This is a genomic window from Falsiroseomonas bella (genome assembly GCF_003173615.1).
Classification (GTDB): domain Bacteria; phylum Pseudomonadota; class Alphaproteobacteria; order Acetobacterales; family Acetobacteraceae; genus Falsiroseomonas; species Falsiroseomonas bella.
This window is the reverse complement of the sequence record NZ_QGNA01000010.1, coordinates 1-21662: the sequence shown is the minus strand read 5'-3', so window position 1 is coordinate 21662 and position 21662 is coordinate 1. Positions and strand designations below refer to the sequence as shown.

General features: G+C 71.5%; 22 protein-coding genes. 17 read left to right on the top strand and 5 right to left on the bottom strand.

Annotation, left to right across the window (positions count from 1 at the left end; translation table 11 throughout):
* Positions 1 to 123: 123 nt before the first annotated feature.
* Complete coding sequence (locus DFH01_RS27675) at positions 124 to 1017, bottom strand: methyltransferase domain-containing protein (RefSeq protein ID WP_109873779.1); 894 nt, start codon at positions 1015 to 1017, stop codon at positions 124 to 126.
* Positions 1018 to 1094: 77 nt separating this feature from the next.
* On the opposite strand from DFH01_RS27675, the gene DFH01_RS27670 reads away from it, so the two are divergent.
* From DFH01_RS27670 to DFH01_RS27640, 7 genes are all read left to right on the top strand, one after another.
* Entirely contained in the window at positions 1095 to 1709 is a 615-nt protein-coding gene (locus tag DFH01_RS27670; RefSeq protein WP_109873778.1) for a cysteine dioxygenase family protein, read from the top strand.
* A gap of 4 nt (positions 1710 to 1713) precedes the next feature.
* Entirely contained in the window at positions 1714 to 3288 is a 1575-nt protein-coding gene (locus DFH01_RS27665; protein WP_109873777.1) for a rhodanese-like domain-containing protein, read from the top strand.
* Positions 3289 to 3355: 67 nt separating this feature from the next.
* Entirely contained in the window at positions 3356 to 4126 is a 771-nt protein-coding gene (locus DFH01_RS27660; RefSeq protein ID WP_332903302.1) for a ComF family protein, read from the top strand.
* Positions 4127 to 4158: 32 nt separating this feature from the next.
* Positions 4159 to 4416 (top strand): glutaredoxin 3, encoded by a 258-nt coding sequence (grxC, locus tag DFH01_RS27655; RefSeq protein WP_109873775.1) that lies wholly within the window; start codon positions 4159 to 4161, stop codon positions 4414 to 4416.
* 82 nt (positions 4417 to 4498) lie between these two features.
* Complete coding sequence (locus tag DFH01_RS27650) at positions 4499 to 4984, top strand: DUF1178 family protein (protein ID WP_109873774.1); 486 nt, start codon at positions 4499 to 4501, stop codon at positions 4982 to 4984.
* Between the two features lie 15 nt (positions 4985 to 4999).
* Complete coding sequence (locus tag DFH01_RS27645; RefSeq protein ID WP_109873773.1) at positions 5000 to 5206, top strand: hypothetical protein; 207 nt, start codon at positions 5000 to 5002, stop codon at positions 5204 to 5206.
* Positions 5206 to 5697 (top strand): hypothetical protein, encoded by a 492-nt coding sequence (locus DFH01_RS27640; protein WP_109873772.1) that lies wholly within the window; start codon positions 5206 to 5208, stop codon positions 5695 to 5697. The genes DFH01_RS27645 and DFH01_RS27640 overlap by 1 nt, the downstream gene beginning before the upstream one ends.
* Before the next feature lie 10 nt (positions 5698 to 5707).
* On the opposite strand, the gene ubiG is transcribed toward DFH01_RS27640, so the two are convergent.
* Entirely contained in the window at positions 5708 to 6430 is a 723-nt protein-coding gene (gene ubiG / locus DFH01_RS27635) for a bifunctional 2-polyprenyl-6-hydroxyphenol methylase/3-demethylubiquinol 3-O-methyltransferase UbiG (protein ID WP_109873771.1), read from the bottom strand.
* 137 nt (positions 6431 to 6567) lie between these two features.
* Between ubiG and DFH01_RS27630 the strand changes: the two genes are divergently transcribed.
* The 5 genes from DFH01_RS27630 (at position 6568) to DFH01_RS28380 (ending at position 11504) form a co-directional block, all read left to right on the top strand.
* Positions 6568 to 7812 (top strand): aspartate kinase, encoded by a 1245-nt coding sequence (locus DFH01_RS27630; RefSeq protein WP_109873770.1) that lies wholly within the window; start codon positions 6568 to 6570, stop codon positions 7810 to 7812.
* A gap of 4 nt (positions 7813 to 7816) precedes the next feature.
* Positions 7817 to 8869 (top strand): NAD(P)H-dependent flavin oxidoreductase, encoded by a 1053-nt coding sequence (locus tag DFH01_RS27625; protein WP_109873769.1) that lies wholly within the window; start codon positions 7817 to 7819, stop codon positions 8867 to 8869.
* Positions 8870 to 8988: 119 nt separating this feature from the next.
* A complete protein-coding gene (locus DFH01_RS27620) occupies positions 8989 to 10020 on the top strand; it encodes a helix-turn-helix domain-containing protein (RefSeq protein ID WP_109873768.1) in 1032 nt (343 codons plus the stop codon).
* Between the two features lie 103 nt (positions 10021 to 10123).
* Entirely contained in the window at positions 10124 to 11266 is a 1143-nt protein-coding gene (gene ispG, locus DFH01_RS27615) for a flavodoxin-dependent (E)-4-hydroxy-3-methylbut-2-enyl-diphosphate synthase (protein ID WP_109873781.1), read from the top strand.
* A 70-nt stretch (positions 11267 to 11336) separates the two neighbouring features.
* Positions 11337 to 11504 (top strand): hypothetical protein, encoded by a 168-nt coding sequence (locus DFH01_RS28380; RefSeq protein WP_158287938.1) that lies wholly within the window; start codon positions 11337 to 11339, stop codon positions 11502 to 11504.
* Between the two features lie 25 nt (positions 11505 to 11529).
* Here the strand turns inward: DFH01_RS28380 and DFH01_RS27610 are convergent, their stop codons facing one another.
* Complete coding sequence (locus DFH01_RS27610; protein ID WP_109873767.1) at positions 11530 to 12354, bottom strand: class I SAM-dependent methyltransferase; 825 nt, start codon at positions 12352 to 12354, stop codon at positions 11530 to 11532.
* A gap of 149 nt (positions 12355 to 12503) precedes the next feature.
* Between DFH01_RS27610 and hisS the strand changes: the two genes are divergently transcribed.
* From hisS to DFH01_RS27590, 4 genes are all read left to right on the top strand, one after another.
* Positions 12504 to 13748, top strand: a complete 1245-nt coding sequence (gene hisS / locus DFH01_RS27605) for a histidine--tRNA ligase (protein WP_109873766.1) — start codon at positions 12504 to 12506, stop codon at positions 13746 to 13748.
* Positions 13745 to 14800 carry a peptide chain release factor 1 gene (gene prfA / locus DFH01_RS27600; RefSeq protein WP_109873765.1) on the top strand — a complete coding sequence of 352 codons (1056 nt, stop codon included), beginning with the start codon at positions 13745 to 13747 and terminating at the stop codon, positions 14798 to 14800. Before hisS ends, prfA begins: the two co-directional genes overlap by 4 nt.
* 234 nt (positions 14801 to 15034) lie before the next feature.
* Positions 15035 to 15946 carry a peptide chain release factor N(5)-glutamine methyltransferase gene (prmC, locus tag DFH01_RS27595; RefSeq protein ID WP_109873764.1) on the top strand — a complete coding sequence of 304 codons (912 nt, stop codon included), beginning with the start codon at positions 15035 to 15037 and terminating at the stop codon, positions 15944 to 15946.
* A 189-nt stretch (positions 15947 to 16135) separates the two neighbouring features.
* Entirely contained in the window at positions 16136 to 16609 is a 474-nt protein-coding gene (locus DFH01_RS27590) for a DUF4167 domain-containing protein (protein WP_109873780.1), read from the top strand.
* Positions 16610 to 16787: 178 nt separating this feature from the next.
* On the opposite strand, the gene DFH01_RS27585 is transcribed toward DFH01_RS27590, so the two are convergent.
* Positions 16788 to 17540: an MOSC domain-containing protein gene (locus DFH01_RS27585; RefSeq protein ID WP_109873763.1), complete on the bottom strand. Its 753-nt coding sequence runs from the start codon at positions 17538 to 17540 to the stop codon at positions 16788 to 16790.
* 121 nt (positions 17541 to 17661) lie between these two features.
* Between DFH01_RS27585 and clpB the strand changes: the two genes are divergently transcribed.
* On the top strand, positions 17662 to 20259 hold the full coding sequence (gene clpB, locus DFH01_RS27580) for an ATP-dependent chaperone ClpB (RefSeq protein ID WP_109873762.1): 2598 nt from the start codon (positions 17662 to 17664) through the stop codon (positions 20257 to 20259).
* An 83-nt stretch (positions 20260 to 20342) separates the two neighbouring features.
* Here clpB and DFH01_RS27575 read toward each other — a convergent pair whose 3' ends face one another.
* Positions 20343 to 21014, bottom strand: a complete 672-nt coding sequence (locus DFH01_RS27575) for a PEP-CTERM sorting domain-containing protein (protein ID WP_109873761.1) — start codon at positions 21012 to 21014, stop codon at positions 20343 to 20345.
* Positions 21015 to 21662 lie beyond the last annotated feature (648 nt).

The window sequence follows — 21662 nt, the reverse complement described above, 5'->3', positions numbered from 1 at the left end:
AACGGCTCGATGATCCGCCACTCCGCCTCGCTCAAATCGAACCGCGACATGCCCCTATCCCCCGTCAACTCCGACGGTGAATCAGATCGCGTCGCGTCGCAGCAAGGACTTTGGGTTCAGGACCTAGCCGCCGGGCCGCTCGCCCGCCTTGCGCTCCACCGTGCCGAGCGCATCGGCCAGGCGGTGCGTCGCGCTGCCGGGTCGGGCCGGCTTCTGCTGGCTCTCATGCGGCGCCCAGGCCGTCAGCATCAGCAGCCGCAGCCCGGGAGCCATGCCCTCCGGCCCCTGCGGCAGCGCGGCGGCGGCCATGGGCAGCAGCGCGCGCGGCGGGATGCGACCATCCCGCGCCAGCACGGCATTCGTCTCCCCGGCCGCGCGCAGGTCGGCGAAGAGGCCGAGCGCGCTGCGATACGCGACCGGCACCTCCTCGGCATCCGCCACGGGCAGCGCGAAGCCCGCGCGCTGCAGCAGCGCGGCGGCGTCGCGCAGGTCGGGGAAGGGCGAGACGCGGGGCGAAATCCCGCCGCGCAGCCCGGTCTCCGCCTCCGCCAGAGCCTCCCGCAGCGGCTGCAGCGTGCCCAGGCCCGGCAGCGACGCCAGGAACAGCCCGTCCGGCGCGAGCGCCCGGCGGATCTGCAGCAGCGCGCCGGGCAGGTCGTTCACCCAGTGCAGCGAGACGGAGGCGACGATCAGGTCGAAGCTGCCCGGGGCGAAGGGCAGGAACTCCTCGTCGGCCGCGACCGGCAGCCCGCCCGCCCGCGCCGCCATGGAAGGGGCGAGATCGGCCGAGACGACGAAGGGAATGCCCCGCGCCGTAAGCCGCGGCGCCACCACGCCCCGCCCGCCGAGATCGAGCGCGCGCGCAAAGCGCCGGGTCGTGTCGTCCAGCCGGTCGAGCAGGCGGTCCGCGCAATCCTCCAGGATCGGCGCGACCTTTTCGACCGTCGCCGCCGCCCGCTCGCGCCGGCGCCGCACCAGGCGGCGGTCGAAGACCTGCATCGCGTCGGGGCCTGCCATGCCCGGCAGATGCGCCCGCTTCGCCGGCGCGGCAAGGCGGGTTAAGCTTTCGGCCATACGGCTGGAGGAGTGCCAGAATGAACGCCACCGATGTCACCGCCGCCCGCACCGCCGCGGTCGCCGCCACCATCGACCGCATCCGCGCCATCGAGGCGAAGGAAGGCGTGACGCGCCCGTCGCTCGAAAAGATCCGCGCGGAGCTGCTGACGCTCGCCGCGCAGGAACACCTGTTTCCCTCCAGCCAGTTCCCGCCGCCGCCGAATGGCGAGAAGGGGTCGAATCGCTACCTGCTGCAGGAAGACCCGGGCAACCGCTTCGCGCTCTACATGAACGCGCTCAATCCCGGGAACTCGACCAAGCCGCATGACCACACCACCTGGGCCGTCGTCGTCGCCGTGGACGGGCAGGAGCTCAACAAGGTCTATGAGCGCACCGATGACGGCTCCGACCCCGCGAAGTGCGAATTGCGCATCCGGGAGGAGATCATGGTGGAGCCCGGCCGGGGCATCTGCCTGATGCCGGAAGACATCCACTCCATCCACACCACCGGCAGCGTCCCCACGCGCCACCTCCACATGTACGGCCTGGCGCTGGAGAAGCTCGACAACCGCAAGGGCTACGACCCGGAGACGGGCGCGGTGGTGCCCTACAACAAGAACTTCATGAAGCCCGCGGCGACCGCGAAGGCCTGAGTCCATGGCTGCCCCGCGCGTCGCGCCGGCGACGCTCAAGGCCTGGCTTCGGGATGGCGGCGAGCTCGCCATCCTCGATGCGCGGGAGGAAGGCGAGTTCAGCACCGGGCACCTGTTCTGGGCGGTGTCGTGCCCGCTCTCGGTCGCCGAGCTGCGCGCCCCGGTGCTGCTGCCGCGGCGCGACGTGCGCGTGGTCTGCGCCGATGCCGGCGAGGGCCATGCGGACCGCCTCGCCACGGTGCTGAACGGCATCGGCTGCCCGAAGGTGCATGTGCTGGAAGGCGGCGTGCGCGCCTGGGCCGCCGCCGGCTTCGAGCTGTTCACCGGCGTCAACGTGCCGTCCAAGGCCTTCGGCGAATGGGTCGAGCACCATTACGGCACGCCCTCCGTCGATGCGGCGGAGCTGCACGCGCTGCAGGCGGCGGCCACGGACATGGTCGTGGTGGACAGCCGGCCGCTGCCGGAATTCCGCAACATGTCCATCCCCGGCGCGATCAACGTGCCGGGCGCGGAGCTGGCCTATCGCGTGCCCTCCCTGGTGAAGCGGCCGGATACGTTGGTGGTGGTGAACTGCGCCGGGCGGACGCGCTCGATCCTCGGTGCCGAGAGCCTGCGGCAGGCGGAGCTGCCGAACCGCGTGGTCGCGCTGCGCAACGGCACCATGGGCTGGGAGCTGGCCGGCTTCCGCTGCAACCGCGGGAAGGAGGACCGCTACCCCGCCGGCACGCCGCGTGACGCCGAGGCGAGCCTCTCGCGCGCGCGGCGCTTCTCCACCCGGCACGGGGCCAAGGTGATCGACCGCGACGGGCTGCAGCGGCTGCGCGCCGAGGCCGGGCGCACGACCTACCTGTTCGACGTGCGCGACCCGTCGGAATACGCCGCCGGCCATCCGCCAGGGGCGCGCAGCGCGCCGGGCGGGCAGCTGGTGCAGGCGACCGACCTCTGGGTCGCGGTGCGCCATGCCCGCATCGTGCTGGCCGACGACACCGGCACCCGCGCGCACATGACCGCGGGGTGGCTGCGCCAGCTCGGCGGCTGGGAGGTCTTCGTGCTGGAAGGCGCGATGGAGGGGAAGCTGGAGATCCCCCCGCCGCCCGCCCTGCCGCCCGCGACGCCGCGCGTCACCGTGGCGGAGCTCGATGGGCTGCTGCGCGAGAACCGGGCGAGCGTGGTGGACCTTTCGCGCTCGCTCGCCTTCCGGGCGGGGCACATCCCGGGTGCGGTCTGGGGCATCCGTACGCGGCTGCGGGGCGTGGTGGCGCGGCTGCCTTCCGACCGGCAGATCGTGGTGGTGGCGCCCGATCCCTCGCTCGCCGCGCTCGGCGTGGCGGAGCTGCGCGGGCTCGTCCCGATGCCGGTGGCCGCCCTGGAAGGCGGCACGGCGGCCTGGGCCGCGGCGGGCCTGCCGCTCGATGCCGACCGCAACGACCCGCCCGACGAGGCCTGCGTGGACACCTGGCTCCGCCCCTATGACCGCAACCACGGCGTGGAGCAGGCGATGCGCGCCTACCTCTCCTGGGAAGTGGACCTCGTCCGCCAGATCGAGCGCGACGGCGACGCGAAGTTCGGCGCGTGGTGAAGCGTCCGGTCGCCGACCTCTCCCTCCCCCGTTCACGGGGGAGGGTCGGGGTGGGGGCGGCGCAACCCTGCCCCTGATCCAGCCGACACTCCGTCGCCTCGGCGGCGCCGTCCTCGACGCGCTGCTGCCGCCGCACTGCCTCACCTGCGACAGCCCGGTCGAGCAGCAGGGCACGCTCTGCGCCGCCTGCTTCCGCGGCCTGCATTTCCTCACGCCGCCCTTCTGCGCCTGCTGCGGCGTGCCCTTCCTCCATGCCGGGCAGGCGGGGCCGGGGGGGCTCTGCCCGTCCTGCCTGGAACGCCGCCCAGCCTTTACCGCCGCCCGCGCCGCCTTCCGCTACGACGAGGGCGCGAAGCGCCTGCTGCTGCCCTTCAAGCATGCCGACCGCACCGACCTGGCTGGCGCCATCGCCGCCCAGATGGCCCGCGCGGCGCCGGAGATGCTGGCGCGCGCCGACCTGCTGGCGCCGGTGCCCCTGCATTGGCGGCGCCTGGTCTCCCGCCGCTACAACCAGGCGGCGCTGCTTGCCGGGGCGCTGGCGCGGCAGGCCCGAAAGCCCTGGCTGCCCGATGCGCTGCGCCGCACCCGCCCGACGCCGAGCCTCGGCGAGCGCGGCGCGGCGGAGCGGGCCGTGCTGGTCGAGGGCGCCTTCGCCGTGCGGCAAGGCGCGCGCCCCGCGATCGCCGGCAGGCGCGTGCTGCTGGTGGACGACGTCATGACCTCCGGCGCCACGGCGGAGGCCTGCGCCGCGGCGCTGCTCGGCGCCGGCGCCGCGGCCGTGGAGGTGCTGGCCGCCGCCCGCGTGCCCGATCCGCGGCTCGAGGCGTCCCGCACTTGACGCGCGAGCCCGGCGGGGCGACCTCACCGCGCATGGCGAAAGTGGAAATCTACGTCCAGGACTTCTGCCCCTACTGCGCGCGGGCCGTGTCCCTGTTCCAGAAGAAGGGCGTGCCCTTCGAGGAGATCTACGCTCCGCATGGCTCGGCCGCGCGGAAGCAGGCGATCGAGCGCTCCGGCGGGCGGACCACCGTGCCGCAGGTCTTCATCGACGGGCGGCATATCGGCGGCTCCGACGACCTCATGGCGTTGGACCGCAAGGGCGGCCTGGACCCTCTTCTGGCGGGATGACGGCGGGCTGGCACTCGCCAAGGGAGAGTGCCAAGCCATATACTGTCATGCGGCTGCCACAGGCGGCGGCCAGGATGCGGGGATGATCCACTACAAGCTGCGCTGCGGCGCCGGGCACGAATTCGAGAGCTGGTTCCAGGACAGCGCCGGCTTCGAGAAGCTGGCGAAGGCCGGGCTGGTCGAATGCGCGGTCTGCGGCAACACGCAGGTGGAGAAGGCGCTGATGGCGCCGGCGGTGGTCTCCAGCCGGAAGAAGGCGAAGCCGCCCAAGGCCGAGGCGCCGCCGCCCGCCGCCCCGCCGGCACCACCGCCCGAGGGCGGGCAGCGCGTCGCCGCCGGTCCCATCCCGCCGCAGCTCGTCGCCATGCTCCAGCGGCTGCGCGCGGAGGTGGAGAAGAGCTGCGACTATGTCGGCAAGGACTTCGCCGAGGAGGCGCGGAAGATCCACAACGGCGAGAGCGAGGCCCGCGGCATCTATGGCGAGGCCACGGACGCCGAGGCCGAGGCCCTGGCCGATGAGGGCATCGAGGTCGCCCGCCTGCCCTGGGTGCCGCGCGCGGACGGCTGAGGGCCAAGGGAGGCCATGCTGGTCTTCAGCTACGGCATCCCGAAGTCCGGCAGCACGCTCGCCTTCAACATCGCCCGCGCGGTGGCGGTGCTCGGCGGGCATCCGCAGCGTCGCCTCGCCCCGCCGCTGACCAGCCCGGACGGCCGGGTGAACTATCAGCAGGACCTCGATCCCGCGACGCTGCGCGACCTCGCCCGGCTGGCCGAAGGGCGGATCTGCTGATGAAGACCCACGCCCGGCCCGGCGTGGAGTGGATCGCCGAGTACGGTCGCCTCGCCGCCGCAAGCCGGGTGAGCGCGCATGTGAACCACCGCGACCCGCGGGACATCTGCCTCGCCCTGCTCGATGCGGGGGCGGCGGCGCGCGCCGCGGGCCAGGCAGCCTTCTCGGAATACGCTGCGCTCTGGCCGACCGCCGAGCGCGTGGCCGGCTACCTCGAGGAACTCGCCCTGTGGGCGGCGCTGCCCGGCGCGCTGGAGCTGCACTATGAAGTCTGCGCCTTCCGCATGGATGCCGCCATAACCTTGATCAAGGCGCATCTCGGCGTACGCTGCCCGAACTGGCCGGTGCGGCTCTATGCCGGGCGCATCGCCTTCAGCCACCGCAACCGGGCCCTGCCGGAGCGCCATCGCACCGAGCTGCCGCCCTCCGAGCAGACCCGCCTTTCCGACCTCTTCGCGCCCTATCTGGACCGCATGGGTTATCGGCGGTGATGCGGCGGCCTCAATCGCGGCGCGCCGCCACCAGATAGTTCACGCCGAGGTCGCGCGTCTCCCGCCACCGCCCGGTCAGCGGGTCCATGGTCATCCCCGCCAGGTCGGTCACCGCCAGCCCCGCCCGGCGCAGCCCGGCGCCGAGCTCCCCCGGCGTCACGAACATCCGCCAGTCATGCGTTCCGACCGGCAGCATCCGCAGCACGTATTCCGCGCCGACCTTCGCCATCAGGAAGGACCGCGCCGTCCGGTTCAGGGTGGAAAGAAAAACCTGCCCCCCGGGCTTCGCCAGCGCCGCCAGCGCGCCAAGGAAGGCCGCGCGGTCCTCGACATGCTCGATCACCTCGAGCGCCACCACCGCATCGTATGTTTCGTTCGTTGGCGCCAGATCTTCAGGGGTTCCCTCGCGGTAGGCGATCTCCAGCCCGCCGGCCGCCCCATGGGCACGGGCCGCCTCCAGCGCCTCGCCGGCCGCGTCCAGGCCGGTGACCCGTGCCCCCATGCGGGCAAAGGCTTCCGAGGCGAGCCCGGCGCCGCAGCCGACATCCAGCAGGGTCAGGCCCGACAGATCCCGTCCTGTCCGCCCATGTGCCCTGGCAATCCGGTCCGCGATCCAGCCGGTGCGCAGCGGGTTCATCCGGTGAAGGGGCCGCATCGGGCCGTCCGGATCCCACCACCGGTCCGCCAGGGCCCCGAATTTCCGGATCTCCGCCTCGACCGCCGTGCCCGTCATGCCTGCTCCCGTTCCGCCGCCGGTTGCTCGCCGGTCGCGTCGCGTTTATCTGGGCGCCCCCGGCGGGGCGCAACAGGCGTGGCCCCGCCATCACCCATTCAGCGCCCCGCGCGTCGGCAAGGCCCCCGGACCCAGGCATGGCCCGCATCGTCATGAAGTTCGGCGGCACCTCCGTCGCCGATCTCGACCGCATCCGCAACGTGGCCCAACGCGTCAAGCGCGAGGTGGAGGCCGGGAACGAGGTCGCCGTCGTCGTCTCCGCCATGGCCGGGGCGACGAACCAGCTGGTGAAGTGGTGCTCGGACCTCTCGCCGCTACACGACGCGCGCGAATACGACGTTGTGGTCGCGACCGGCGAGCAGGTGACGATCGGCCTGCTGGCCATCGCGCTGCAGACCATCGGCGTGGATGCGCGCTCCTGGCAGGGCTGGCAGATCCCGATCGTCACGGACGCCGCGCATGGCAAGGCGCGCGTCGAGAGCATCGACGGCACGCTGCTGATCGAGCGCATGCGGGAAGGCCAGGTGCCGGTGATCGCCGGCTTCCAGGGGCTGGAGCCCGGCCGCAACCGCATCACCACGCTCGGCCGCGGCGGCTCCGACCTCTCGGCGGTCGCGGTCGCCGCGGCGGTGAAGGCGGATCGCTGCGACATCTACACCGACGTGGACGGGGTCTACACCACCGATCCCCGCATCGTGCCGCGGGCGAAGAAGCTCGAACGGATCAGCTACGAGGAAATGCTGGAACTCGCCTCGGTGGGTGCGAAAGTGCTGCAGACGCGCTCGGTCGAGCTCGCGATGAAGCAGCGCGTGCGCGTGCAGGTGCTCTCCAGCTTCGAGGACAAGCCAGGCAGCCTGGTCGTTGACGAGGACGAGATCGTGGAACAGCCCATCGTGTCCGGCATTGCCTATTCGCGCGACGAGGCGAAGGTGACGCTCCGCCGCGTGCCCGACCGGCCCGGCATCGCGGCCCATGTGTTCGGCCCGATGGCCGCGGCGAACCTGAACGTGGACATGATCGTCCAGAACATCGGCGCCGACGGCACCACCGACATGACCTTCACCGTCGGCCGCGCCGACCTGCCGCGCGCCAAGGACCTGCTGGAGAAGCAGCGCGCCGACATCGGCTACGAGGCGCTGGTGACGGATGCCGAGGTCGCCAAGATCAGCGTTGTCGGCATCGGCATGCGCACCCATGCCGGCGTCGCCAGCACGATGTTCAAGGCGCTCGCCGACAAGGGCATCAACATCCAGGTGATCTCCACCAGCGAGATCAAGGTCAGCGTGCTGATCCCGGTTGACTACACCGAGCTCGCGGTACGCGCGCTGCACACCGCCTATGGGCTGGACGGGCCGGAAGCCCCCACCCGCAACGAGGGCTGAGCGCATGGACGCCGTGCCGCAGGATGCGGGACCGCCCGACTGGGCGCTGGCCGAAATCGACGCGCTGATGGCGCGCGGCGCGGCCTTCCTCGGCAGCCGCTACGCCATCATGGGCGGCGCGATGTCCTGGGTGAGCGAGCGTCACCTGGTCTCCGCGCTGTCCAATGCCGGGGCCTTCGGCGTGATTGCCTGCGGCGCCATGGAGCCGCCGCGCCTGGCCGAGGAGATCGCCGCGACCCAGGCGATGACGGACAAGCCGTTCGGCGTGAACCTGATCACCATGCATCCGCGGCTGGACCAGCTGGTCCAGACCTGCCTGGAGGCGAAGGTCGGCCACATCGTCTTCGCTGGCGGCATCCCGCCGGGCGCGGCGATCAAGGCGGCGAAGGAGGGCGGCGCCAAGGTGGTCTGCTTCGCCCCCGCGCTGGCGCTCGCGAAGAAGCTGGTCCGCTCCGGCGCCGATGCGCTGGTGATCGAGGGCAGCGAGGCGGGCGGCCATATCGGCCCGGTCAGCCTCAATGTCCTCGCGCAGGAGATCCTCCCCCACATCCGCGAGGTGCCGGTCTTCGTCGCCGGCGGCATCGGCCGGGGCGAGGCGATCCTGTCCTATCTCGAGATGGGTGCGGCCGGCGCGCAGATCGGCACCCGCTTCGTCTGCGCGACGGAGAGCATCGCCCACCCCAACTTCAAGCGCGCCTTCATCCGCGGCGCCGCGCGCGATGCACTGCCGACCGTGCAGCTGGATGAGCGCTTCCCCGTGATCCCCGTCCGCGCCCTGCAGAACGAGGGCACGAAGCGCTTCCTGGAACACCAGGCCGAGACCATCCGTCGCTACCTGGCCGGCGAGGTGGAGAAGGCCGCCGCGCAGCTCGACATCGAGCATTTCTGGGCCGGCGCGCTGCGCCGCGCGGTGATCGACGGCGATGTCGAGAACGGGTCGCTGATGGCCGGGCAGAGTGTCGGCATGGTGACGCGCGAGCAACCCGCGCGGGATATCGTTCAGGAACTGGTTAACCAGGCGGCGAGCGCGCTGGCGGCGCGGCGGCGGGCCAGTTGACCGTCTGAAAGAGCAACGCGTGTCACCCAAATGATACCGAACAATTCCCACACGATTCGGTTTGCGGACGCGCCTTGCGCGCGGTAGGTGTCGAAGCCGTGCCCTACGATCTGAAGCGTATGCAACGACAGGCCGATGACCATGCCGCGGAGGCCGCGCGGATCGGTGACGAGCTGCGTGAAGCGCGGGTTGCGCTCGGCCTGTCCGTTGCGGACATGGCGGAGCGCCTGCGCATCCGCCGCCCCTATCTTGAGGCGCTGGAGGAAGGCCGCGTGGCCGACCTGCCGGCCGTCGCCTATGCCGTCGGCTTCGTCCGCACCTATGCCGCCGCGCTCGGCCTGCCGGCCGAGGAGACCGTGCGCCGCTTCCGCGATGTCGCGGGACCCGCCACCGCGAAGCCGAAGCTGGTCTTCCCCGAACCCGTCCCGGAGCGCGGCATGCCGGCCGCGGCGGTCGTGGTGGGCGGGGTGATGCTGGCGATCGGCGCCTATGTCGCCTGGTTCAACTGGTCCGGCGGCGGCGAGCGCGTCGTGGATGTGGTCCCCCCGGTTCCGCCGCGGCTGGAAACCGCCGCCGAGGCCGGCCGGGCGCACCTGCCCGGGCGTGAGCCCGGCGCCCGCCCGGAAGCCGGAGCCCTGCCGATGGCCGCGCTGCCCCCGCCCGGCGGGCTCGCGCCTGTCCCTGGCTCGGGCGCCAACACCTCCGCCCAGGCCGCGACGGTGCCGGCCGCGCCCGCGCCGGCCCAGTCCGCCGCGCCGGCGCCCGCCCCCGCCCCCGTGACGGCCGCCGCCGAGCCTGCCGCCCCGGCGGCGCCCGCCGCCGTGCAGATCCCCGGCATGCCCGAAGGCACGCGGATCATCCTGCGCGCACGCGCCGCCAGCCCGGAAGGCTCCTGGGTGCAGGTGCGCGACCCGCGGTCCGGCCGTGTGCTGGTGAACCGCGTCCTCAGGCCCAACGAGGCCTGGCCCGTGCCGCCGCGGGAGGACCTGCTGCTCGACACCGGCAAGGCGGACGGGCTCGAGATCCTGCTGGACGGGCAGCCGCAGCCGACGTTGGAGGGGATGGTCGGTGTGCGCCGCAACATCGTCCTGGACCCCGAGAAGCTGCGCCAGCGCCTCGTGCCGCCCACGGCCTCGGCCGCGCGGAACTGAACGATGGGGGCCACGCGCCGCCCCCTGTGATCGGTCGCGTCATGGCCATATCCTGGGCCATGCCGCGGCGGCCCGGTGGGCCGGACGTGGCGTGAGGAAAGGCCTGATGTCCTATCGCCCCTATCAGCAGATCCTGCGCCGGACGTCCCGGCAGATCCGTGTCGGCAAGGTCCTGGTCGGCGGCGACGCGCCGATCAGCGTCCAGACCATGACCAACACCCCGACCGAGGACGCCAAGGCGACGATCGAGCAGATCCGCCGTTGCGAACTCGCCGGCGTGGACATCGTCCGCGTCTCCGTCCCGACCGAGGAAAGCACCGCCGCCCTGCATGAGATCGTGCGCGAGGTGAACGTCCCGGTCGTGGCCGACGTTCACTTCCACTACAAGCGCGCCATCGAGGCCGCCGAGGCCGGCGCCGCCTGCCTGCGCATCAATCCCGGCAACATCGGCAGCAAGGAGCGCGTGAAGGAGGTCGTGAAGGCCGCGCGCGACCATGACTGCGCCATCCGCATCGGCGTGAATGCCGGCTCGCTCGAAAAGCACCTGCTCGAGAAATACGGCGAGCCGAACCCCGAGGCGCTGGTGGAAAGCGCCCTCTGGCACGCCGCGCATCTGCTGGACGAAGGCTTCGACCGGTTCAAGATCAGCGTGAAGGCCTCCGACGTGTTCCTGGCCGTCGCGGCCTACCAGCAGCTGGCCGAGCAATGCGACCACCCGCTGCACATCGGCATCACCGAGGCCGGCGGGAAGCGCGCGGGCACGGTGAAGTCCGCCATCGGGCTGGGCAGCCTGCTCTGGGCCGGCATCGGCGACACGTTGCGGGTCTCCCTCTCGGCCGAGCCGGAGGAGGAGGTCGCGGTGGGGTGGGAGCTGCTGAAGTCGCTGCATCTGCGCCACCGCGGCGTGAAGGTGATCTCCTGCCCGTCCTGCGCACGGCAGGGCTTCGACGTGATCCGCACGGTCGAGAAGCTGGAGGAGCGGCTGGCCCATATCAGCGAGCCGATCAGCCTCTCCATCATCGGCTGCGTCGTGAACGGCCCGGGCGAGGCGCTGATGACCGACATCGGCCTGACGGGCGGCGGCGCCGGCACGCACATGGTCTATGGCATGGGCAAGCAGAGCCACACGGTGAAGACCGAGGAGATGGTCGAGCACATCGTCGGTCTGGTCGAGGCGCGGGCCGAGGCGATGAAGGCGGCCAAGGCCGCCGAGGCCGTGGCGGGCGAGAAGCAGGCGGCGGAGTGATCCGCCCGGCGTCATGCTCCGACCTGCCAAGGGCCCGGAGGGGCCGCCCGGCGCTTGAGGGCACGCCGACATGAACGGACTCTCCGCAGCGGCACTGATCATCGGGCGTCTGCGCCGGCCGCCCGTGCCGGGCCTTGACGAGGACCTGGCGCGCCGCGACGCGGCGGTGCTGCGGCTGGGCTGCCTGCTGGCGGTGCAGCTGGCGCTGTTCGTGGTGTTGACACTGGCGGTGCGCTGACCGCCGGACCCCGTCCGGCCCGTCCTCAGCCCGGCTTCGCCGCCGTCAGCAGGATCGCCTCCATCGGCGCCTCGACCGGTTCGTCCATCGCCCCGCCTGCCAGCACCTGCGCCAGCCTCTGAGCCGCGAACGCGGTCACCGCGTCCAGTCCGGCCGTGCCGCGGGCCTCGATCTCCGCGCGGAGCGGCGTGCCCTGGCAGATGGCCATCGCGGCGTGCCGCGCCGATTTCGCGCGGCACGGCAGCGTCACCCGCTCCGCCACGATGCCGGCGAAGCCGGCCGATTCCATCGCCGCGGTCAGGGCGGGGATGTCGCCATGCCCATGCGGCGTCCGGGCCATGAAGAGCGGGGGATCGTCGGGGAACTGCTCGGCCACCGCCTGCTGCAGGATGCCGGGGATCGGATTGCGGTCGAGCCCGCTCCAGACGCTCAGCAGCAGCGGCGCGCCGGGGGCGAGAACGCGGAACGCCTCCCGCAGCGCAGCCGGCTTGTCCATGAACATCAGGCCGAACTGGCAGACCAGCGCGTCGAAGCTGTCGTCGGGGAAGGGCAGTTGCTGGGCGTCGGCCTGCCGCAAGGTGACGCGGCCAGGCGGCAGGCGCAGCGCCGCGCGGTCGAGCATGGGTTGGTTCAGGTCCGTCGCGGTGATCGCGACGGTGCCGGGCAGGGCTGCGACCAGCGCCGCCGTGACGGCGCCGGTGCCGGCCGCCGTTTCCAGCAGATGGCCCGCCCGCAGCCCGGAGAGCCGGGCCGCTGCCTCCGCTGCGTAGGGCTGGAAGAAGATCGGGAACATGAGGCGGTCGTAGCCCTCGGCCACGCCGGCCGCGAAATTCGGGGTGGTGGACGACATGGCGTTTCGGCCCCTGTCCGTGCCGGCATCACATGGGGTCTCTGCCGCGCCGCGGTCGGCCGCGGGCCATCAGAAGCGCGAGACTTCCATGATGACTTGGCAATCCCGCTCCCTTGCCCCCACGCGCTCCCCGCGCGATACGCCGCCCCATGGCCAGCCCCCTCCAGCCCGTCCGCGGCACCCGTGACCTCATCGGCGAGGATTTCCGGGCGCATCACCACGTGGTCGAGACCGCGCGGCGCGTCGCCGCGCTCTACGGCTTCGAGGAATGGTCCACGCCGATCTTCGAGGATACGCGCGTCTTCAGCCGCGGCCTGGGCGACACCTCGGACGTCGTCTCGAAGGAGATGTACACCTTCACCGACCGCGGCGGCGATTCCATCACCTTGCGCCCCGAAGCGACCGCCGGCCTCTGCCGGGCGCTGGTCTCCAACGGCCTGGTCCAGTCCAACCTGCCGCGCAAGGTGTTCTACACCGGCCCGATGTTCCGCTACGAGCGGCCGCAGAAGGGGCGCTACCGGCAGTTCCACCAGATCGACGTGGAGGTCCTGGGCGCCGCCGAGCCGCTCGCCGATGCCGAGGTCATCGCCTGCGGCTGGGACGTGCTGAACGCGCTCGGCATCGCGGACGGCGTGGTGCTGGAGATCAACACCCTCGGCGACGCGGAAAGCCGCGACGCCTATCGCGCCGCGCTGGTCGCCTATCTCTCCGACCACCGCGCATCGCTGTCCGAGGACAGCCAGGTGCGGCTGGAGAAGAACCCGCTGCGCGTCCTCGATTCCAAGGACGAGACGGACAAGCGGATCGTGGCCGGCGCGCCGGTGATGCGCGACCACCTGACCGCCGACGCCGCCCGCTTCTACGACAAGGTGCTGGGCTACCTGACCGGCTTCGGCGTGCCCTTCCGCCAGAACGACCGCATCGTGCGCGGCCTCGACTACTACAGCCACACCGCCTTCGAGTTCGTCACGGACCGGCTCGGCGCGCAGGGCACGGTGCTCGGCGGCGGCCGCTACAACGGTCTGGTCGAGGAGATGGGTGGCCCGCCCACGCCCTCCGTCGGCTGGGCCGCGGGCATCGAGCGCCTCTCCATGCTGCTCGCGGCACCCCCGCCCGCCCCCCGCCCCGTCGCGGTGATCCCGGTGGCCGAGGCGCAGGAGCCCGAGGCGCTGGCGCTCGCGCAGCAGCTGCGCGCGGCCGGCGTCGTCACGGAGGTCGCCTACAAGGGCAACCTCAAGCGACGCATGGAACGCGCCAACAAGCTGCATGCGCGCGTCGCGCTGATCCTCGGCGAGGACGAGGCGAAGCAGGGCGTGGTGCAGTTCCGCGACCTCGACGGCGGTAGCCAGGAGACGCTCTCCCGCGACGAGGCGGTGCGACGCCTCTCGGCATGAGCCTCCCCCAGAAACTCGACCGCCTGCTGAACCGCGCCGACGAGCTGCGCCACCTGCTCAACACCGCGGACGGTGCGCAGGTCGGCACCATCGCGCGCGAGCTGTCGGAACTCGATCCGCTGGTCGAGAAGGTGCAGGCCTACCGCGCCGCCGAACGCGCCCGCGACGAGGCGGAGGCGATGCTGGGCGATCCCGAGCTGAAGGAGCTGGCCGAGGCCGAATATCTCGACCTCAAGGACCGCCTGCCGCTGCTGGAACGCGAGATAAGGCTGATGCTGCTGCCGCGCGACATCGCCGATGAGCGCAGCGCCATCCTGGAAGTCCGCCCCGCCGCCGGCGGCGACGAAGCCGCGCTCTTCGCCGCCGAGCTGTTCGGCGCGTACCAGCGCTACGCCGCCCGACAGGGCTGGCGCTTCGAGGTGCTGGACTATGACGAGAGCGACCTCGGCGGCGTGAAGGGCGCGACGGCCAGCATCGAGGGCAGGGGCGTCTTCGCGAAGCTGAAATTCGAAAGCGGCGTGCATCGCGTGCAGCGCGTGCCGGCCACGGAATCGCAGGGCCGCATCCACACCTCCACCGTCACCGTCGCCGTGCTGCCGGAAGCGGAGGATGTGGACGTGCAGGTGAACGAGAGCGATTTGCGCATCGACACCTACCGCGCCTCCGGCGCCGGCGGCCAGCACGTCAACAAGACCGATTCCGCCGTGCGAATCACCCACCTGCCCACCGGCATCGTGGTGGCGATGCAGGAGGAGAAGTCGCAGCACAAGAACCGCGCCAAGGCGATGAAGGTGCTGCGCGCGAGGCTGTTCGACGCCGAGCGCACCCGCCTCGATTCCGCGCGCGCCGCCGACCGCAAGGGCCAGGTCGGCACCGGCGACCGGTCCGAGCGGATCCGCACCTACAACTTCCCGCAGGGGCGCGTGACCGACCACCGCATCGGCCTGACGATCCACAAGATCGACCGCGTGATGCTGGGCGAGTTCGACGAGGTGATCGAGGCGCTGGTCTCGGAGGACGAGGCCGCGCGGCTGGCCGCCGACGCGGAGTGACGGCGCGGCGGGGAGGGCTCCGCCCTCCCCGGACCCCACCCGCCAGGAGGCCTGGCCTCCTGGACCTCGATCAGTTTATCGCACGGCAGGGAGGGGGCTTTGGCCCCCTCCCTGCCGGGCGATGGAGACCTCATGGGTTCCAAGGGGCCACTGCCCCTTGGCGGGGTGGGTCCGGGAGGGGCAGGGCCCCTCCCGCCGTTGCCCGCCCCCGCCGCCCGCGGCACAACGCCGCCCATGTCCTGCGACCCCGGCGAGACCGTCGGCGCCTTCCTCTGCCAGGCCGGCCAGGTGTTGCGCGCCGCCGCGATCGAGAACCCGCGCCTGGAAGCGCGGCTGCTGCTCGGCCACGCCATGGGCGCGACGGCGGATCAGCTGATCCGTGAGCCCCGCGCGCCCGTCCCGCCCGAGGCCGCCGCGCGCTTCCGCGCCGCCCTCGCCGCCCGGCTGGACGCCGTGCCGGTCGCCCACATCCTCGGCAGCCAGGGCTTCTGGACGTTGGACCTCGCCGTATCGCCGGCCACGCTGATCCCCCGCCCGGACACCGAGACCCTGGTGGAGGCGGCGCTCGAGCTCTTCCCGGATGCCGCGGCACCGCTCCGGGTTCTCGATCTCGGCACCGGCACCGGGGCGCTGCTGCTGGCGGTGCTGGCCGAGCGGCCGCGCGCCTTCGGCGTCGGCGTGGACCTGGTGCCGCAGGCGGCGGCCCTGGCCGCGGCGAATGCCACGCGCAACGACCTCGCCGGCCGCGCCGCCTTCCTGGCCGGCGACTGGGATGCCGCCCTGGCCGCGCGCTTCGACCTGGTGCTGTCCAACCCGCCCTACATCGAATCGGCGGCCATCGCGGGGCTGATGCCCGAAGTCGCGCGGCACGAGCCGCGCTCGGCGCTGGATGGCGGGCGGGATGGGCTGGATGCCTACCGTCGCCTTGTCGGCATCCTGCCGGCGCTCCTGGCGCCCGGAGGTGCAGCGGTGCTGGAACTCGGCGCTGGGCAGCGCGAGGCGGTCGAGGCCCTGGCCACGGCAGCCGGGCTTGTGCCGGCGGGATGCCGGGAGGACCTCGGCGGCATCCCCCGCGCCCTGGTCCTCCGGTCGGCCCCGGAGGCCGGCGAGAAAAAATCCATTGGCGGCGGGGCCGCGGCGCATTAGGTTGCATCCGCGGCCCGGGGCGTGATTGCGCCCTGGCAGCGCCGGCCCTGACACGGGGTCAGGGTTTCTCCGCGAGGGGGCGCCCGTGCGGATCCGGCGGCCGCAGCGACGCAACCCGATGAATCCGCGTTCCCGGCCGGGTCAGTCCCGACCGTGGCCGCCTTTTGCGAGACGGCGATCGTCCGAAACATGAACATGAAACGCATGCGCAGCCGCGGCAGCCACCGGCACGGAGGCGGCGGCGGAGGCGGCGGAGGCGGCGGCTACCGCCAGGGCGGTGGCGGCGGCGGTCATCAGCCGCTGAACCGCAACCACGTCTTCGACAGCAACGGCCCCGATGTCCGCATCCGCGGCACCGCGCAGCAGCTCTTCGAGAAGTATCTGCAGCTCGGCCGGGATGCGACCGGCGCCGGCGACCGGGTCATGGCGGAGAGCTACTTCCAGCATGCGGAGCACTATTTCCGCATTCTCAACGCGATGAACCAGGCCCAGCAGCAGCAGGGCGGCCAGCACCAGCACCACCAGCGCCGCTACCAGAACGGGCCGGAGCAGGAAGGCGCTGAGGCCCAGTCCGACGGCGCCGAGGTCAATGGCCAGGCCAATGGCCATGCCATGGAAGCCGAGCCCGCCGCGCCGTCCGAGGAAGGCTCCGAGCGGAACTGATTCCAAGCGCAAAAAGCTCCGACCTGCGGCCCGCAGGGCCGAGGCCGCGAATGCGGCCCGCCGCTTATGCGGCGCAGCCAAGCGAAGCGCCGGCGATTGAGGGACGAAGGTGAAACCTTCGTCCGCCTGATATGACCCCGTTTCCCTCCCCCGCATGCGGGGGAGGGCGCTCGGTCGCTTATCCCAACAGTTCCAGCGAATCCCCCACCGCGACCGAGCCGCCTTCGAGAACGGTCGCGTAGACGCCCATGTCCGCGTGGCCGTACTGCTTGCGCAGCCAGAGCGGCGGCTTGGCGTCGCGCTCGGCGGTGTCCGGGTTCACCTCGGTCGCGGCACAGCGCTGGATGCGCTTGAAGATGCGCAGCCGCGCCTTGCCCAGCAGCGCCTCCCGCCCCACCCAGTCGAGCTCCGCGAAGGGGGCGGCGCCGGAGATCAGCAGGTTCGCGCGGAAGCGCAGCGGATCGAGCGCCATGCCTGCCCGCTCCCCCAGCTCCGCGATCGAGGCCAGGCCGATGAGGGACACGGCCTTGTCCGGAATGTCGGTGAAGGCGTGGCCCGGCACCTCCGCCAGGCGCAGCCGGCCGCGTGCTTCGTCGCCCATCCGTGCGGCGAGCCAGTCCTCGGCCGCCTGCCGGCCCTCGGCCGTCGAGAGATCGGCGGCGAGGCGTGCCTCGCCGGCGCTCAGCAGCAGCGTGTTGGCGTGCGGGTCGTAAGCGGCATGGATCGCCGCGATGCCCGCATTCACGGCCAGGCAGGCGAAGTTGCGCTTGGGCAGCCATTTCGGCGCCGCCGGGTCGAAGGCGCCATCCCCCTGCGCGAAGGCGAAGCGCCGGTCATGCGGCAGGCCCTGCCCGGCGGTGAGCTCCACCGTTTCCATGTATTCGGGCGAGAGGCCCTTCACCGGGTAGCGTGCAATTCGTTCGACGCGCATCCGACCTTCCCTTGAACCGGCGGGGGCGCGCATACCATTTTTCCGCTCATGAGGTGATCCATCCGTCGCCCGATCGGGGGCGGAGAGACACCGCAGTTCCGCTCATGAGAGGGATCTGAGGATGGACTTGGAAAAATTCACCGATCGCGCCCGTGGCTTCCTGCAGGCCGCGCAGACCATCGCGATCCGCGACTATCACCAGCGCATCACGCCGGAGCATCTGCTGAAGGCGCTGCTCGATGACGAGCAGGGCGCCGCGGCCGGGCTGATCCGCGCCGCCGGCGGCGATCCGCTGCGCGCCAAATCCGCCGTGGAGGCGGAGCTCGGCAAGCAGCCGAAGGTCTCGGGCGGCGGCGCGGGCCAGCCGCAACTCACCCCGGAGCTGGTGCGCGTGCTCGACGCCGCGCAGCAGCATGCCCAGAAGGCAGGGGACGAGTTCGTCGCGCAGGACCGGATGCTGCAGGCGCTCGCCGTCGTGGACAGCCCCGCGTCGCGCGCGCTGCGCTCCGCCGGCCTGCAGCCCCAGGCGCTGGAGAAGGCCGTGACGGATCTGCGCAAGGGCCGCACCGTGGACAGCCAGAACGCCGAGGAGCAGTTCGACGCGCTGAAGAAATACGCCCGCGACATCACGCAGGCGGCGCGCGAGGGCAAGCTCGATCCGGTGATCGGCCGCGACGAGGAGATCCGCCGCGCGATCCAGGTGCTCGCCCGCCGCACCAAGAACAACCCCGTGCTGATCGGCGAGCCCGGCGTCGGCAAGACCGCGATCGTCGAAGGCCTCGCGCTGCGCATCGTCAAGGGCGACGTGCCCGAGGCGCTGAAGGACAAGCGCGTGATGGCGCTCGACCTCGGCGCCATGGTCGCCGGCGCGAAATACCGCGGCGAGTTCGAGGAGCGGCTGAAGGGCGTGCTCAAGGAAGTCGAGCAGGCCGCGGGCGACATCATCCTCTTCATCGACGAGATGCACACGCTGGTCGGCGCGGGCAAGGCGGATGGCGCGATGGACGCCTCCAACCTGATCAAGCCCGCGCTCGCGCGCGGCGAGCTGCATTGCGTCGGCGCCACCACGCTCGACGAGTACCGCAAGCATGTCGAGAAGGACGCCGCGTTGGCCCGGCGCTTCCAGCCGGTCTTCATCGGCGAGCCGAGCGTGGAGGACACGATCAGCATCCTCCGCGGCATCAAGGACAAATACGAGACGCATCACGGCGTGCGCATCACCGACAGCGCGCTGGTCGCCGCCGCGACGTTGTCGAACCGCTACATCACCGACCGCTTCCTGCCCGACAAGGCGATCGACCTGGTGGACGAGGCGGCCTCCCGCCTGCGCATGCAGGTGGACAGCAAGCCGGAGGAGCTGGACGCGGTGGACCGCGACCTGACGCGGCTGCGCATCGAGCGCGAGGCGCTGAAGAAGGAGAACGACGCGGCCTCCCGCGACCGGCTGCAGAAGCTGGAGAAGGAACTCGCCGAGATCGAGGAACGCTCCCGCGAGCTGACGGCGCGCTGGGACGCCGAGAAGGGCAAGGTCCAGGCGACGCAGAAGGCGAAGGAGGAGCTCGACAAGGCGCGCACCGAACTCGAGCTGGCGGAGCGCAAGGGCGACTACGCCCGCGCCGGCGAGCTGAAATACGGCGTGATCCCCGGCCTCGAGCAGCAGATCGCCTCCGCCGGCGACGGCGATGGCCGCCTGGTGAACGAGGCGGTGACGGAGGAAGGCATCGCGGCCGTCGTCTCGCGCTGGACCGGCATTCCGGTCGAGAAGATGCTGGAAGGCGAGCGCGCCAAGCTGCTCCGCATGGAGGACGTGCTGCGCCAGCGCGTCGTCGGCCAGGAGGAAGCGCTGGAGGCTGTCAGCAAGGCCGTGCGCCGTGCGCGCGCCGGCCTGCAGGATCCGAACCGCCCGATCGGCTCCTTCCTGTTCCTGGGGCCCACCGGCGTCGGCAAGACCGAGTTGGTGAAGACGCTCGCGAACTTCCTGTTCGACGACGAGCGCGCGATGACGCGCATCGACATGTCGGAATACATGGAGAAGCACAGCGTCAGCCGCCTGATCGGCGCCCCGCCCGGCTATGTCGGCTACGACGAGGGCGGCGCGCTGACCGAGGCGGTGCGGCGGCGCCCCTACCAGGTCATCCTGTTCGACGAGATCGAGAAGGCGCATGACGATGTCTTCAACGTGCTGCTGCAGGTTCTCGACGACGGGCGCCTGACCGATGGCCAGGGCCGCACGGTGGATTTCCGCAACACGATCATCGTGCTGACGAGCAACCTCGGCAGCCAGGCGATCGCGGAACTGCCCGAAAGCTCCGACATCGAGGCGGCGCGGCCCGCAGTGATGCGTGCGGTGCGCGAGCGCTTCCGGCCGGAATTCCTGAACCGGCTGGACGAGATCGTGCTGTTCCGCCGCCTCGCACGCGGTGACATGGCGGCGATCGTGGACATCCAGCTCGGCCGCCTGCGCAAGCTGCTGGCCGACCGCAACATCGCGCTGGAACTGGACGAGAGCGCGCGGGAATGGCTGGCGGAGGCCGGCTACGACCCGACCTATGGCGCGCGCCCGCTGAAGCGCGTGATCCAGCGCAGCCTGCAGGACAGGCTCGCGGGCCTGCTGCTGGAAGGCGCGATCCGCGATGGCGAGCGGCTTTCGGTCACCGCCGGCCCCGATGGGCTGGAGGTGAAGCCGGCAGATGCGGAGGCGCCGCGCGCGGCGGCGTAGGCGTCTCCCGCGTAAACGGAAACGGCCCGGCGGTACGCACCGCCGGGCCGTTCTTTTGTTGGCCTTCGTCAGGCCGCGCGCGCTCAGTGCCGCTGGCGCGACCGCACGCCGGCGAGGCCGAGCAGCCCGGCGCCGAACAGAAGGAAGGTCGCGGGCTCCGGCACGGCGGCGAGCTCGCCGAACTTGTAGTCGAGCACATCGGCGCCCTGGATGAGCGCGACGCCGTAGGTCAGGCCGGGCCCCGCCGGCGTGTCCACGCCGTTGCTCCAGAGGTTCACCGTGTATCCACCGTCTATGGTGAAGGCGAGGCCGTAGATGTCGAGCACGCCGCCGGAGAACGGCCAGTTGTTGGCCGTCTGCGGCGAGCCGTTCGGATAGTACAGGTTGTCGTAGGAATTTCCGGACGGCAGGAAGCTGAGGCTGCGCGGCGCCATGGTGTTGGTGGGGAAGGGATCGCGCGGCGGATCGAAGGTGCGCGGCACGATGCCGGTGACCTCCGCGCCGATGATCGGCGTGGGAAGGCTCGCATTGGAATAGCGGCCGGTGATGTCGGTCACGGTGAACGATCCGACCGGATCGACCGTGTTGGGCTGGTTCACCAGCGGACCCGTCGGCGAGGAGGGCACGATGGTCAGCTGAAGCCGCGCATGCACGCCCGCACCGCTGAAGCCGAGCGTCACGACATCCGCCTGCGCGCCTGGCGACAAGCCGATGGCCGCCATGACGGCAGTCGAAGCCAAGAGCCATGTTCTCATGCTGTGTCGCCTTGATGCGATGGACCGGTGGCCAGATTGCCACCGTGGCAGAGCTTATGATCGGTGGCCCGGGCCTGCAATCAACTGCGCGGGATTGCAGGGCGGGAAGGCGCTGATCTTCGCCTTCTTCATTAAGCGACGTCGATTATTGCTGTCGCTCACACCGTGTATTCTGGACGAATGGTCACCGATACATGACCCGGCGGCAATCCGTCCGAAGGCGGGCTGACGCGATTCGTCTGTCGCGCGAGACCGGCCGGCAATCGTCGCGTCAAGCATGCAGCATGGGATGGCAGCCATGACGCGTGTTGCATGACAGCGCGTTGACAGGGTCAGGACGGACCCGTAGAAGCCCGCTCCACCGACGGACCACACGGTTCGCCGGTTCGCCGAAAAGGCAGGGCTTGAAAGCGGCGGCTTAGGCCGCTATCTTCGTCGCCCTCGCCACGGAATCGGCGGGAACCCATCACCGATGAGGTGGTGCCCCTGGTTGGGCGACCTGCCCGGGGTCAGGGTCTTGTTCTTTCAATCTGTGCATCTGCGAGGGGAGTATTTCTGGTTGCTCTGCCTGTTCGCGTGGCCCTTTGGGGTTATGCGGTGGGAAGGGTGGCCGGATGGAGATTGTTGGTGTTTGTGTTGGTTGGGGTC

Excerpts from the sequence above, each read along its gene's own strand:
- DFH01_RS28380 (WP_158287938.1), top strand. The coding sequence starts at position 11,337 with ATGAACGGACTCTCCGCAGCGGCACTGATCATCGGGCGTCTGCGCCGG.
- prmC (WP_109873764.1), top strand. The coding sequence starts at position 15,035 with ATGTCCTGCGACCCCGGCGAGACCGTCGGCGCCTTCCTCTGCCAGGCC.
- DFH01_RS27585 (WP_109873763.1), bottom strand. The coding sequence starts at position 17,540 with ATGCGCGTCGAACGAATTGCACGCTACCCGGTGAAGGGCCTCTCGCCC.
- ubiG (WP_109873771.1), bottom strand. The coding sequence starts at position 6,430 with ATGACGGGCACGGCGGTCGAGGCGGAGATCCGGAAATTCGGGGCCCTG.
- DFH01_RS27590 (WP_109873780.1), top strand. The coding sequence starts at position 16,136 with ATGAACATGAAACGCATGCGCAGCCGCGGCAGCCACCGGCACGGAGGC.
- DFH01_RS27575 (WP_109873761.1), bottom strand. The coding sequence starts at position 21,014 with ATGAGAACATGGCTCTTGGCTTCGACTGCCGTCATGGCGGCCATCGGC.
- hisS (WP_109873766.1), top strand. The coding sequence starts at position 12,504 with ATGGCCAGCCCCCTCCAGCCCGTCCGCGGCACCCGTGACCTCATCGGC.
- DFH01_RS27625 (WP_109873769.1), top strand. The coding sequence starts at position 7,817 with ATGGACGCCGTGCCGCAGGATGCGGGACCGCCCGACTGGGCGCTGGCC.
- DFH01_RS27675 (WP_109873779.1), bottom strand. The coding sequence starts at position 1,017 with ATGGCAGGCCCCGACGCGATGCAGGTCTTCGACCGCCGCCTGGTGCGG.
- DFH01_RS27630 (WP_109873770.1), top strand. The coding sequence starts at position 6,568 with ATGGCCCGCATCGTCATGAAGTTCGGCGGCACCTCCGTCGCCGATCTC.
- DFH01_RS27645 (WP_109873773.1), top strand. The coding sequence starts at position 5,000 with ATGCTGGTCTTCAGCTACGGCATCCCGAAGTCCGGCAGCACGCTCGCC.
- DFH01_RS27610 (WP_109873767.1), bottom strand. The coding sequence starts at position 12,354 with ATGTCGTCCACCACCCCGAATTTCGCGGCCGGCGTGGCCGAGGGCTAC.
- DFH01_RS27620 (WP_109873768.1), top strand. The coding sequence starts at position 8,989 with ATGCAACGACAGGCCGATGACCATGCCGCGGAGGCCGCGCGGATCGGT.
- grxC (WP_109873775.1), top strand. The coding sequence starts at position 4,159 with ATGGCGAAAGTGGAAATCTACGTCCAGGACTTCTGCCCCTACTGCGCG.
- DFH01_RS27640 (WP_109873772.1), top strand. The coding sequence starts at position 5,206 with ATGAAGACCCACGCCCGGCCCGGCGTGGAGTGGATCGCCGAGTACGGT.
- DFH01_RS27650 (WP_109873774.1), top strand. The coding sequence starts at position 4,499 with ATGATCCACTACAAGCTGCGCTGCGGCGCCGGGCACGAATTCGAGAGC.
- clpB (WP_109873762.1), top strand. The coding sequence starts at position 17,662 with ATGGACTTGGAAAAATTCACCGATCGCGCCCGTGGCTTCCTGCAGGCC.
- DFH01_RS27670 (WP_109873778.1), top strand. The coding sequence starts at position 1,095 with ATGAACGCCACCGATGTCACCGCCGCCCGCACCGCCGCGGTCGCCGCC.
- DFH01_RS27665 (WP_109873777.1), top strand. The coding sequence starts at position 1,714 with ATGGCTGCCCCGCGCGTCGCGCCGGCGACGCTCAAGGCCTGGCTTCGG.
- prfA (WP_109873765.1), top strand. The coding sequence starts at position 13,745 with ATGAGCCTCCCCCAGAAACTCGACCGCCTGCTGAACCGCGCCGACGAG.